11 protein-coding genes and 1 tRNA gene are annotated in these 12,891 nt (G+C 50.1%); 5 read left to right on the plus strand and 7 right to left on the minus strand.

All coding sequences use genetic code 11. The features are described from left to right. The 7 genes from E3J62_02425 to E3J62_02455 form a co-directional block, all read right to left on the minus strand. Positions 1–476, minus strand: a 476-nt coding sequence (locus tag E3J62_02425) for a 4Fe-4S dicluster domain-containing protein (GenBank protein ID TET47092.1), incomplete at its 3' end; no start/stop codon positions are given. Positions 477–484: 8 nt separating this feature from the next. After that, positions 485–775 carry a hypothetical protein gene (locus E3J62_02430; GenBank protein TET47093.1) on the minus strand — a complete coding sequence of 97 codons (291 nt, stop codon included), beginning with the start codon at positions 773–775 and terminating at the stop codon, positions 485–487. After that, on the minus strand, positions 776–2,683 hold the full coding sequence (locus E3J62_02435; GenBank protein TET47101.1) for an aldehyde ferredoxin oxidoreductase: 1,908 nt from the start codon (positions 2,681–2,683) through the stop codon (positions 776–778). Positions 2,684–3,098: 415 nt separating this feature from the next. Further along, on the minus strand, positions 3,099–3,653 hold the full coding sequence (locus E3J62_02440; GenBank protein ID TET47094.1) for a hypothetical protein: 555 nt from the start codon (positions 3,651–3,653) through the stop codon (positions 3,099–3,101). Then, positions 3,640–4,476, minus strand: coding sequence for a 2-oxoacid:ferredoxin oxidoreductase subunit beta (locus E3J62_02445; GenBank protein ID TET47095.1), 837 nt, complete (start codon positions 4,474–4,476; stop codon positions 3,640–3,642). Before E3J62_02445 ends, E3J62_02440 begins: the two co-directional genes overlap by 14 nt. A 12-nt stretch (positions 4,477–4,488) precedes the next feature. Continuing rightward, positions 4,489–5,583: a 2-oxoacid:acceptor oxidoreductase subunit alpha gene (locus E3J62_02450; protein ID TET47102.1), complete on the minus strand. Its 1,095-nt coding sequence runs from the start codon at positions 5,581–5,583 to the stop codon at positions 4,489–4,491. Positions 5,584–6,046: 463 nt separating this feature from the next. After that, positions 6,047–7,798 carry a hypothetical protein gene (locus tag E3J62_02455; GenBank protein ID TET47096.1) on the minus strand — a complete coding sequence of 584 codons (1,752 nt, stop codon included), beginning with the start codon at positions 7,796–7,798 and terminating at the stop codon, positions 6,047–6,049. 292 nt (positions 7,799–8,090) lie between these two features. Between E3J62_02455 and gap the strand changes: the two genes are divergently transcribed. From gap to E3J62_02480, 5 genes are all read left to right on the plus strand, one after another. Next, positions 8,091–9,098 (plus strand): type I glyceraldehyde-3-phosphate dehydrogenase, encoded by a 1,008-nt coding sequence (gene gap / locus E3J62_02460; protein ID TET47097.1) that lies wholly within the window; start codon positions 8,091–8,093, stop codon positions 9,096–9,098. Between the two features lie 52 nt (positions 9,099–9,150). Further along, positions 9,151–9,222: transfer RNA gene (locus tag E3J62_02465), tRNA-Gly, on the plus strand. Between the two features lie 264 nt (positions 9,223–9,486). Then, entirely contained in the window at positions 9,487–10,392 is a 906-nt protein-coding gene (locus E3J62_02470; GenBank protein ID TET47098.1) for a hypothetical protein, read from the plus strand. 434 nt (positions 10,393–10,826) lie between these two features. Next, positions 10,827–11,600, plus strand: a complete 774-nt coding sequence (locus E3J62_02475; protein ID TET47099.1) for a T9SS type A sorting domain-containing protein — start codon at positions 10,827–10,829, stop codon at positions 11,598–11,600. Positions 11,601–11,868: 268 nt separating this feature from the next. Further along, a partial coding sequence (locus E3J62_02480) for a VCBS repeat-containing protein (protein ID TET47100.1) occupies positions 11,869–12,891 on the plus strand: 1,023 nt, incomplete at its 3' end.

Raw genomic sequence — 12,891 nt, forward strand, 5'->3', positions numbered from 1 at the left:
GCGAATTTCCGCATAAGCTCGGAGAACTTCAGAACTGCGGACCTTTTCTTCCTCATGGTCGCCGTGGATGCATCTACGTATTCGAGGGCTTGCGGATCACATATCTTGCAGCATTCTGGGTCACCGTCGCATAGGTCACACTTAATGGGCTTCTCCTCCACCGCATCCCACCCCGCTGCCCCAAATGGGCACGCCGCCACACACATCTTGCACTTGATGCAGGTGTCATAGTCTATCAGGACTCTGCCAGTCTCTTCGTCTCTAGTTATTGCATCCTTGGGACACACAGCCATACAGGCAGGCTCACTGCATTGCTGGCAGAGCAAAGGCATATAGAAACCTTCTGATTCCCATTTTATCACGCTTATCCTGGATCTTGCCGGATTGCTCACGCCTGCATGTTTCACCGAACAAACCATCTCGCATGCTCTGCACCCGGTGCATTTATCCTGGTCGACCATTATGAGCTTATGCATGTTACGAGCTAGCCTCCACCTATCAGAAGCATAAGCGAGACACCGTCATCATCTCTCAAGGGTGTGCTCAGGTCGTCGGAGCGGATCCACTTCTCCTTGTTAAGGATTATCTGAATCATACCGTCGAATCGCCCACCGCTGTCATACAAAGCTTCCCGAGCCTTGGCACCGTATTTGGAAACAAGTTCGTTTACCATGTCGCCGATAGTTTCTCCTTCGAACTCAAAGTCAATCTCATCCTTGCCTACGAGTTCGGCGAGATCAGGTACCAGTCTTATGTCGAGATTAATTCTCACCAGCTACAGCATATGACTGGGTTCTTTGTCCAGTCCAAGTTCTTCCAAGGTTTTCGTGGTTGGGACTCCCTTCTTGTCCCAACCGTGAAGTTCGTAGTACTCATCGATCATCGCCTTGAACTTCTTTCTGTCCAGGCTCTTGTTCCTTACGATATCCAGACCTGATGGTGTCTTCTCGTCAAAGTATCTGTCAACAAGCCAGTCATCATCACGCTTGAGTCCTTCCCTCAAGTTGAACAGCCGCTCGAGGGTATATGCTCTGTCCGCAATATTCCAGATCTTCTGGGGAGTCATTCTCAAGCCTGTGTTGTAGTAGAGGAGTTTAGAAAAGTGATCAAAGCTGAGCATGTTCGGGCTTAGAAAGACTGTATGGAATTTACATATCCCCAGGCAGTCGACAGCCATGTACAGCATCTCCTGCCACTGCACCATTCGCGCTTTGCCCTCATAAGACGTGTAGTCGGAGGTGAGCGGACCATCATACTGCGTTGGGTTAGAGAAGATTTTCCTCAACACCGGCTCTGGCAGGTGGTAAAGGTCTATCGCGGGCCTACTCCTCAGATGATCTGAGCCCCTGGATGCAGTCGCAATGCCAAGTGCCAGAGATGGGGTCATTCGCTCGTCGGAATGCAAATTGCTCATCCCTTTCACCTGGATTAGATACTTTTCCGACTCTTTTCCTATTCTCTTTGCGGCGCCAAGAGGGCCTTCTGCAAGAACATCTCCCAGGTCCTTTCTCAGCGCAATCCGCTCTATCATCTCCAACACCGCGGCATTATTTCCGAACTCCAGCTTCAGGCCATTTGTATCTCTCTCGCTGATTATCCCTTTTTGGAAGAGTTCCATTGCCCAGGCGATCAAACTGCCCGTTTCCAGAGTGTCCAGGCCATAGTAGTTCGCAAGGTGGTTACCTGAAAGAACCGTGTTGAAGTCTTTGCAGCCCACCTCTGCACCCCAAGCTCCTTGAGAAGTGTACTCAGGTCCTTCACTGAAAGTCCCCTTGTATGGTCCTTCCCTTATTACGTATCTGTGCCGGCAGTGGAGTTCGCAGCCGAAGCAGCCTGACGTCCCGATGGAAGCCTCCTCGATATTCTCGCACTCTAGACCCTCACTGTCCGGGAACTGGTTATCCTGGAAATTCCTTACTCTTATCAATCCAGTGGAGTTGGTTACTCCGTATATGAACATCGTTCCCCATCGTTGCATTATTCTTCCGAACTTTGTGGATACGAGCGCCTTTACTACTTCATTATTGTATTTCAGAGCTTCCTCAGGATGAGCTATCTTAACATCCATCGTACCCCTGACCGCAATTGCCTTCAGGTTCTTGGAGCCCATCACGGCACCCATACCCGTTCTTCCGCCAGCATTTTTCCTTCCGGTCCTCACGTTTGCGAACCTGACAAGATTCTCTCCAGCTTGCCCGATGCACATTATCTGGATTTCCTCATCCCTCAGTTCTTCTCTGAGTGAATCCTGGGTGTCATAGCTGTTCATACCCCATAGATGACTTGCATCCCGCACCTCTATGCTTCCATTGTTTATCCACAGATAGACAGGGTTCTTGGCCCTGCCCTTGATTACGAGATGATCAAACCCTGCCCATCTCAGTTCAGGACCAAAGAAGCCGCCCATGTTTGACGAACCGAGGAAACCTGTCAGGGGCGAACGTGCGGCCACATGGCATCTGGCCGAAGCAGAAGCAAGAGTGGCACCCAGGAACCCAGCACTTACCACCATGACGTTGCGCGGGCTGAGGGGGTTAGTTCCTGCCTTGAGGTGGTTGTAGAGAAGGTAAACGTCCAACCCTCTGCCACCCAGATATAACTCTCTCAGCTCTGGTGGTATAGGTTTGACTTCAACCTTTCCGCTTGTCAGATCTATGTATGCTATCTTTTTATCAAACGGCACAATCTTAACCCTTCTCAACCACTGAAACCACAAGATTACACGAGATTGACACAGATTCCAAACACATCCTCATGGCTGAACCCCAACCAGAAGAGTAATCTTGTGAGAATCCCTGTCCTTCGTAGCTCGAAGAGCGAAGGAGGATGTCAAATCTGTGGTTCCAGGATTGTTCCATCTAAACACTTGCCAATATATTGAAAACAGTTGTGCCCGCTAGGTTTCGGATTCAGGTTTTTCGGTCTTCTCCTTCAGTTTCTCCCAGACCGGGCCCCTTATCTTGGCCAGCTTTGGATAGGTCCAGGAAACCCGCCACTCCATACCGCATTCAGGACACGTCGCCTTGTCAGTATTGAGTAGGGGGCGGAACCTCGTGAAGCAGCAGAGGCAACGGATCTGCCCCATCCTATCTTTTTTGCTAGGCATCTCTGTTTTTCCCGGAATATTTCAGGCCTTCTTTGTAGCCGAATTCAAATGCTTTGACATTAACTTGCTGAGTCCCTTCTGGGACATTGTCGCGAATCGACTTGTTTATCGACTTCTTCGACGGTGAACCCATTATGGCGCTCATGAATCCTATCATTACCATGTTCCCCATGATCTTCCTTCCGAAGTTCTTTTCTGCCATATGGGTAGCGTTGATAGCGTACCTGTCACAATCCAGTTCACCATTAGTGGCGATGGCCTTTTCCACGATCAGCTTCCCTCCGGACTTGAGTCTGGAGATGTATTTGTCATATGCCGCAGTCGACATGGCCACCAGACAGTCAAAGCTACCGGCCTCGATTTCGTATATGTCGTCGTCAGAAATGATCACATCCGCCTTGCACGCGCCGCCTCTCGATTCGCTTCCGTATGACTGAGTCTGCACGGCATTTCGTCCATCAAGGACACCTGCTTGTCCAACTATGACTCCGGCCAGGACAATGCCCTGGCCCCCGTAGCCGGAGAGTCTTATCTTAAGAGGTTCCAACTTCCTTTTCTCTCTTCTCTACTATTGCGTTCAAGGTCGCCGTGAACTCTGTCCTTTCTCTGTCAACCAATTTTCCTATCACTATCTTACCTGAAAGCTCCTCTTCTGTCAAATCCCCAGTTTTCTGAATGGGAACAGAGTTGTCCCTGAAATACCTCAGCATGTCGGAGCCTTTCTTCAGTTTGACTCTCTTACCATAGCTGACTGGACACTGGGACATGATCTCTATCAGAGAAAACCCTTTCTTCTTCATTGCCTGCTCCATTGAATGCATCAGTTTCCTAACGTGATATGTGGTCCAGCGAGCAACATAGTCTGCTCCGGCAGCGGTTACGATCTCGGCTATGTTCATGGGGGGTTCAGGATTACCATAGGGTGTAGTGGTCGTAGGCACACCAGTAGGAGTGGTGGGTGCCACCTGTCCACCCGTCATCCCGTAGATGTAGTTGTTCACAAGAAACACCTTCAGGCCCACGTTTCTTCTGGCCGCATGCATGAGATGATTGCCGCCGATCCCGGCCAGGTCACCATCACCCGCTATCACCACTACATATTTATCTGGCTTCATCACCTTGACACCAGTGGCAAAAGCTATTGGGCGGCCGTGTGTTGTGTGAAGTGTGTCAGCCTCCAGATAGGGGCTGGGGATCCACGAGGAGCACCCTATGCCTGTTACCAGTATCAGGTCTCTTTTGTCTATACCCACCTTGTCCAGCATGTGGACGAAGCAGTTCAAAACAGTACCGCATCCGCAGCCAGGGCAGAATGCCGTGGGGAAAATCTCTTCCCGTATATAGTTTAATATGTTATTGTTAGCAGCCATAGTTAAAGTAATTTATGTATAATGTTCGATCACAGAATAGATCTCCGACACCCTGTGGGACACGCCTCCAACCTTGGATATCGAGACCACCTCACAATCGACGAATCTTTCTATTTCCCGGGAGAGCTGTCCTAGGTTCATCTCGGGGACGAGGATCTTCTTCACCTTCTTGCCTATCGCGGCGATCTTCTTTTTCGGGAAGGGCCAGACGATCATAAGCCTGAGAAATCCGACCTTTAGGCCATTGTTGCGGGCCTCAAGGACGGCGCCCATGGTCGGCCTTGAGGCAACACCCAGAGACACAAGGGCGACCTCAGCATCATCCATGAAGTGTTCTTCGACTCTGACCAGTTTGTCCCTGTTCACGTCTATCTTTGTATAGATCCTTCTTATCAGCGTGTCGTGGACCTCCTGGGAAAACACATCCCTCATACCTGTCTCCTTGTGGCTTGAGCCCGTTACGTGCACAAAACTTCCATGTCCCAATTCAAACATGGGAGGGATCATCTCTCCACCAAATGCGTGCTGATTCGAGGATCCCAGGCGCCTGTTGACTAATTCAATGTCCGACGGATCGGGAAAGGTCATCTTCTCTCTGAGATGGCCGATCTCACCGTCGGTCAATACGATGACAGGATTTCGATATCTCTCAGCAAGATTGAATGCATCAGCAGTGAGAGTCAAACACTCCTGTACTGTCGCAGGGGAGAGTGCTATGATTTGATGGTCCCCGTGCGTTCCCCATCTTGCCTGCATGATGTCGCCCTGCGCAGGGAGCGTTGCCTGTCCAGTGGAAGGGCCTGACCTCTGCACATCTATGATGACACAAGGAGTCTCGGTCATGAAGGCATATCCGATATTTTCCTGCATGAGCGAGAATCCCGGACCGGATGTTGCGGTCATCCCCCGTGCGCCGGCCCACACAGCGCCTATGACCGCACCAATGCTGGCAATCTCGTCTTCCATCTGGAGGCAGTAACCACCTACATTTGGCAGCTCGATGGACAGCGATTCCGCGATTTCAGATGCAGGGGTTATGGGATAGCCCGCAAAGAAGTTACAGCCACCGTATAGCGCACCATACGCGCAGGCAGTATCACCCTGCATGAACTTCGTCTGGCCTGCGAACCTCTTCAGATACTTGATCCGCCGGACTTCTATTGACGTGTTGACAGCCAAAGTGTCCGCAACTCCTCACAAAGACTATTTAGAGCCGTTCTTCTACAGGTTTCACCAGTCTATATTACACAACCCGACACGTCAAGGAGCAAAATCCTTGCAACGAGAGAATAGAAATTGACCCATGCCAACGATTGAAACCACAAGATTACACGAGATTCCTGACACAAAACACGAAAATACGAAACTACGAAATTGGGAAATTGAAATCCGAGATTGCTTCGGGACCGCTTACTCTCCTCCGTCGGCTATGCCGGCGAAGAACCAAAAATGCCCCGTATATCTCGCTTCGCGAGAAACGGGGCAGGCCTCGTCTTTTCTCTGGAAAAGCCGGACCTATTTGGCTCGCAATGACACTTCTTCCATTCTATTTGTATCTTAGATCTATACGTCATCTGACAAGGTAGACAGCTCCATCTGATGTCGCTGCGACAGTGTCCACGTCAAACATGGAGCGGAGTTCCTGGAGACTATATAGGTAGGAAGCTCTGTAATTGTTTTCAAACCAAACGAGATACGTGTCGGTGCCTGACACCAGGGTCGTCTTGAATTTCAAGATATCGTCTGGGGTGCTCTTCGGTGAATGAGATGGATGTTTGCGTGGGCTCAATCTTGCGGACTCACCAGCAAGGATGTAGACTGCATCAGGAGCGTTGCTGTAAACCTGGCCGTGCAGCGGATACCTCCTAATATGCTGTACAAGGTTGGACTCTCTCCACGCGGCTGTGGCATACCCTCCGGGACCATCGCGAAAAGACATCCATGTGACTTTTGTAACGCGTGAAGCCCTATATGCAAGCCAAATGCTGAATCCAGCAATCAAAGTTATAGTGAAAGCCTTCCTTAGGAAATGTCTGTCGGGGAACTCCCGAAGATTGTCGAAAGTGAAAACCATCAGTAATATCAGAGGCACATAGATTGGTGATAACAACCTATCATTGATGCCGCCAAATGCAACGCCTGTTGCAGACGCAACCAGACAGCCCAGGTATATCAACAGAAAACAAAGTGAGGGCATGATCTGTGGTAGATTGCTGCGCGCCCAGCGATTTCTATCGCGGGCGGTGATGGCTGCGAGAAGACCAAGCATCAATATGAACAGCAAGCTGAAAATCACAATCCTTGCGGTAGTCGGCATCCTCAGGGGCAAAAACCATTTGCTTACAGCGTGGAGCGCAAACCAGAGGTTCTGCGCGATCGGAAATGAGCCCAAGGCGATCTCTCTCGTCAATTCGGAGGAAACAATGCGGTTTCCAACGAGCCAGACGATTGTCGGTAAGGCTGAGATAGTGGCAAACATAATCAAATTGACAAACCTTCGGACTGGAGTAATGCTTGGCTTCAGATAAAGTATCACCAGGCCGGCAAGAATTACCGCGATTCCGAGATAGTGGGTTAGAAAAGCGAGCATAGCAGAGATTGTCAATAGAATGAATGATAGGGATTTACCTCTCTCCAGGAACTCTCCGGCTTCTACAACGAATACGAGAACTAACAATACAAAAAGCGGTTCAGGCCAGGCAAATGCTGACACTCCGATGAGGGGCTTTGACAATAGAAGAGCCCCTGCTCCAAGTAATGCAAAGGGCAAGGGTTGGATGTTTTTCAGTAACCATAGGCCCGAAATGAATATTATCGCCCCAAAGCAGATGGCGTTGAGATACCGAGCAACACCAAGGGGGTCAAATCCACAGAGGCCAATAGATGCCAGCAATGTTGGGAACAAAGGAGGGCAACTGACAAATCGACTTCCATCATATTGGACGTATCCCTTCCCAGATAGCAGATTTCTTGCTGTAGATACGTGAGCAACAGAATCTGGTGAGACACCTGGCCCGAATCGGGATGTACTGGTGAGCACCAAGAGAACACCCAGGAGACCCAGAATCAGCAATAACCCAATGATTCTACGAACAAGCCTCGTCTGACCCAGCACTTCATTCACCTCATTAGCACAGATATTCCCGTCTGACTCGTGCATCTTCTTAGTACTGTGACTGTCTTCGTTACAAGGTGCGATATTTCCAGTAATGTAGACGTATGTCTTTGTGAGCGATTTCTGGTTCAAAAACCTTTTGGATGCTTCACCCCGGTGGCCTAGTCTCAACCTGTATATTTTAACCCAAATCTTCTCATTTTTCAATCTCCATCCTCTGAACCCGCAAATAGAAAACGAAATAGGGCCACGCCATCGGAGAGGGCGTGAGGCCTGCCTGCGGCGTCTCACGGTGCCACGTGCCACGGGGCATATTTCGTTTCTATTTTCGAAGGCGGGGGAACGGAGCGATGGGAAGTTCGTAGTTTCATGTATCAGCTGACGGTTGATGGCTGACAGTTTCTGTATGTATTAAGCGTATGGAGTACAGCGTGAAGTAAAATCGCTTGACAGACTGAAATTCTTGAAATACACTTTCTGGGGCCGAAAGGAGGCAGTGATGGCAGTGAAGGTCGGAATAAATGGATTTGGCCGCATCGGCAGGCTTGTTTTCAGACGGGCTCTGCAAAACGACTCGCTGAAGGTTGTCGCGGTGAATGACATCACGGATGCGAAGACACTTGCTCACTTGTTGAAGTATGATTCTGTTCACGGCAAGTTTGATGCAGAGGTTGAGGCAAAACCAGATTCGATCATCGTGAACAATGAGGAATATGCGGTCTATTCCGTGAAGAGCCCCGAACAACTGCCATGGAAGAGTCTTGGGGTTGACATCGTAATTGAGGCCACAGGTCTCTTCAGGAGCCCGGACAAGGCGCGCCTCCACCTGAACGCCGGAGCAAAGAAGGTGATAATCACAGCACCGGCCAAGGGGATCCCGGACATCACCATCGTTCTGGGAGTTAATCAAAAGATGTACAAACCAAAATCGCACCATATCATAAGCAACGCTTCTTGCACCACCAATTGTCTTGCGCCTGTTGCGAAAGTACTCCATGAGAGTTTTGGCATAAAGAACGGGTTCATGACCACAATCCACGCTTATACTGGCGACCAGAGACTGCTGGACGCGCCACACAAGGATCTCCGGAGGGCTCGGGCTGCAGCACTGTCCATTATTCCAACAACTACAGGAGCTGCAAAGGCAGTAGGACTCGTTCTCCCTGACCTTGCGGGCAAGCTGAGCGGTATGGCAATAAGAGTACCGACGGCGGACGCTTCCATAGTTGACCTGGTGTGCCATTTGAAGAACAAGGCAACACCAGAGGAAGTGAACGAGGCCTTCAAGAAAGCATGCGACGGTCCCATGTCCAAATATATCTTCTACTGTGAGGAACCGCTCGTATCAATCGACTTCGTGGGAAATGCGTATTCCGCCATATTCGACAGTCTATCTACTGCGTCCATAGGTGACGATCTTGTAAAGGTGCTGGCCTGGTACGACAATGAATATGGGTATGCATGTCGAACAGTGGACCTTGCTGCCTATGTTGGTGAGAGGATGTGAAGCAAGCTTACCGTTAGAAAGGGTCTGAACGAGAGTCTGGTTTTCGATACATGCGGGAGTAATTCAGCGGTAGAATGCAAGCTTCCCAAGCTTGACGTTGCGGGTTCGACCCCCGTCTCCCGCTGGAACATCCCACCCTGACACCAAACACGAAATTGCGAAACCACGAAATTGAAACCACTGAAACCACGAGATTACACGAGATTAACACAGAAAAACCATCAACTTGTAACAAAACCATGGAAGGGGAATCTTGTGATAATCCTTGGCCTTCGAAGCCACGAAGCGTCAGTCCTGCGTAGCCAAAGAGGGCGAAGTGGGAGGTGAAGGAGGGTGTGTTAATCTGTGCTTGCAAGTGTTTACTCGGTGGACCAAAGGAGACTGACGATTGAGGCATCTGAAGACTTACCTTCCTGCTTTGTTTGCTCTGTTTGTGACCTCTGCTGCAGGAGTGCACGCGGGGACACCTTTGCTACTTCTCTTCCCGGCAGGGGGCAGGGCTGGTGCCCTCGCAGGAGCATTCACCTCGGTGGCCGACGATGCAGAAACTGTGTTCTATAACCCAGCAGGGCTTTCTACCACGACGAGAGTGAACGGCGGGATTATGTACAGGAGTCTTGGAGAATCCTTTGTGAGCGACATTTTCATGGTTTCAGCGGACCTGAGTGTACCGTTTGACAACTATGGAGTCGGTGCAGGCTTTATCTATGAAAAGGTTGACGAGAACGGATCCTATGATTTTTACGCCGTGGCCTCCTACAGTACGAAACTCGGTAAGAAGTCTGCCTATGGGCTGGGGGTGAAATACCTTAGAAGTCTTGTTCAGGGGGAGGGTGATGGGTCTGCCATGGGTTTTGACATGGGTATTATCCTTAGCTCGGCGCCATATTCCGTGGGATTGTCAGTGCAAAATTGGCGCCAGCCCATTGATTATGGTGACAGACCACAGGAACTTCCTGAAGTCATCAGAATAGGCCTTTCCTATAAGGATCCTCGAACGCATGCGCCCCTTTCAATTGAATATAGAAGAATCGATGGGCCCGATCGGCGGAGTTTCATTCATGCCGGCGTTGAGGTTCCTGCTGTTGCGGGGAAGTTATGCTTGCGGGCAGGGTATGAGAGAGAGATAAATACAGGAGAGGACTCAATCCTGTTTGGATTGGGTATCCGCCTTGGCACCAAGCAGAAATCAGGTCTGAACAACCTTTCAGATTTTGAGTTTAACGCATATGACGACTTAAGGGTTGGAGGACCTCAGGACATGAGAGTAGAATTGAGAAGGAGACCACTGTGAGAGGCAAATCACAATAACCACGTACCAAATTACAAACAAATCACAATAACCAAATCCCAAGCTCCAAACTGGAACCGCCCGTTGTTTGGGATTTGGGTCATTAGTTATTGGTCATTATTTGGAGTTTGGAATTTGTGATTTGGAATTCGACCTCAGGCTCGGTTCTGCCAACAAAATCGGAGAAGGACCCCCAGATCATCAATTGCGAAAAACCCTGCCCTGTCCCCCAAATACAGTCCGCACAGTGTCGATAACGCGACCCCACAGCCTGCAGCTCGGTTCAACTGACGACTGATAGCTGACGGCTGTAACTTAAGCGTATAGCGTAGAGCTCATTCTGGGGGTAGTCTGTGAGATCCGTGGTTCCAGAATTCAACTTTCAAGGTTTGATCACAACACTACTGCAAATTGCTGTTTGACAACGACTTGAGAATATGTTAGGTTACTGTCACGGGGATCAGCGATCTTCCATTGAGGGGGTGATAAGGATGCGCACAGCATTCTTCGTGTTAGTGTCAGCTTGTCTTCTTGCAGGTTCAGTCTGCTCCCAGGAGCCCTGCACAGATACCATTTATGCAACAGTATTTGAGGACACGGTGAATGTCTTTCACGACGGAGCCTTCTACAATTGCTGTGCAGAAATCGCGTTCGATTTTGAGATTGGGGATACCACCATAGACATTGTAGAAACTGAAACATTCCCAAAGGGGCCATGCGACTGCACGTGCTGCTTCGATTTGAGCCTTTCTATTTCCAATGTTCCTCCTGGTGTTTACTGGGTGTGCGTGTGGAACGAAGAGAAGTCAGAGTTGTATGGTAAGGTGAGAGTTGTAGTTGGCGCACTTCCATCTGGACCGGCAGAGATATCCAAGGTCTGGCAGAGGGACTGCTTGACTCTTGTTGAGGGCACACTGCCCGAGACTCCTCCCAGAGCATTCGGTCTTGATGAGCCTATGCCAAACCCTGCGATTGGCCGTGCCCGCATTTTCTACCAACTGGATGAGCCTGGAGCCGTTTCTGTCAAGGTGTATGATTTATTGGGGAGAGTGGCATCGGTCCTTGTTGAAGGGGATCAGCCTGCTGGCAGGCACAGCCTGTCATGGGATGGGCGGAGTACAAATGGAGAGAGGCTTCCTCCAGGAATCTACTTCATACGGCTCTCTTCTAGTTCCAATGCGGCCGTCAGGAAACTGATCCTCCCACAATAAAAAGGTTTTGACGTGCATGTGCAGGGTCATCCTCATAGGTGAGCCAAACGGCGCAAAAACTGCGGCCCCACCTTGCGCGAACAAGTACAAAGTACGAAGAACAAAGTACAAGGCATCGCCTATCAGCGACTCAGTACTTTGCACGTCGCATCTTTTTTGTACTTTGCAATTTATACTTTGTACTTATCTTTGTTTAGGTAGTATTGCTCTTGACATTGACTTAGGGAACTTTTAGAATCGAGAATTGAGATCTCAACATGGAGAGGCCATGAGACACAAAGGTATTATCTTATTCGTCTTTGTCCTGCTCTTGTTGCCGGTAGCCGGATTTCCCCAGATCATTCCTCCCAGAATTGAATGGAGCTGGACCAGCAGCAATGAGCTTCCGAGTTACGATCAGGTTGACGTTACGCCGCTCGTCGTAAGCCTGACCGATGACAATCTTGACGGCCGTTTTGACCACGAAGACTATCCAGACATAGTCTTTTCATCGTATGGGGGATGGTTCGGTGCCGTTTTGAGGGCCGTTGACGGAAGAGACGGTTCAGCCATATTCGATGTGACTGAATTTAGCAATAGACTGAAGAGTGGTTCAAACCTGGCTGCCGGAGACATAGACGCCGATGGAAGGGTGGAGATAATCGGCCATAAACGTTCGACAAGCAGGTTAATAGCATTTGAGAACGATGGTTCCCACAAATGGGACAGTGATAATTTCTCCGTGAGCTGCGAGTGGGGAGGGCCCGCAATTGCAGACATGGACCAGGACGGAATTCCAGAAATCATCATGGGAAGAACTGTTTTCAATCCGGACGGCTCGCTCAGCTGGGAGGGAGACTACGGAGGCGCTAAGAACGGACGATGGGGTCCGCTCTCCTGCGTGGCAGACGTGGACATGTCTGGTGGTCTGGAACTGATAGCGGGCAACTCTGTTTACCACTCTGATGGGTCTGTCTATTGGCAGAAAGCGTCTTCATCCGGTCCCAGATTTGTGGGCCCCGGGACCGAGGACGGGTTTCCGGCAGTGGCTGACTTTGATACCGACCTCTATCCGGAAATTGTGTTGGTGACTAGAGGTAGCCTCTACATATTTGAGCACGATGGCGCGTTGAAGGTGGGGCCAGTTCCCATACCAGGAGCAGACCCTTCTGACCCCACATACCCTGGTGGCCCTCCCACCGTCTACGACTTCGACTCCGATGGCTGGCCTGAAATAGGAGTCGCCATCCGCGAGCAGGATGTTGTTTTCGAGGGCGACGGCTGCATCCTCGGGTCCTATCCCATTAAAGAG

This window comes from candidate division TA06 bacterium, from assembly GCA_004376575.1.
Lineage (GTDB): Bacteria > Hydrothermota > DG-26 > E44-bin18 > E44-bin18 > E44-bin18.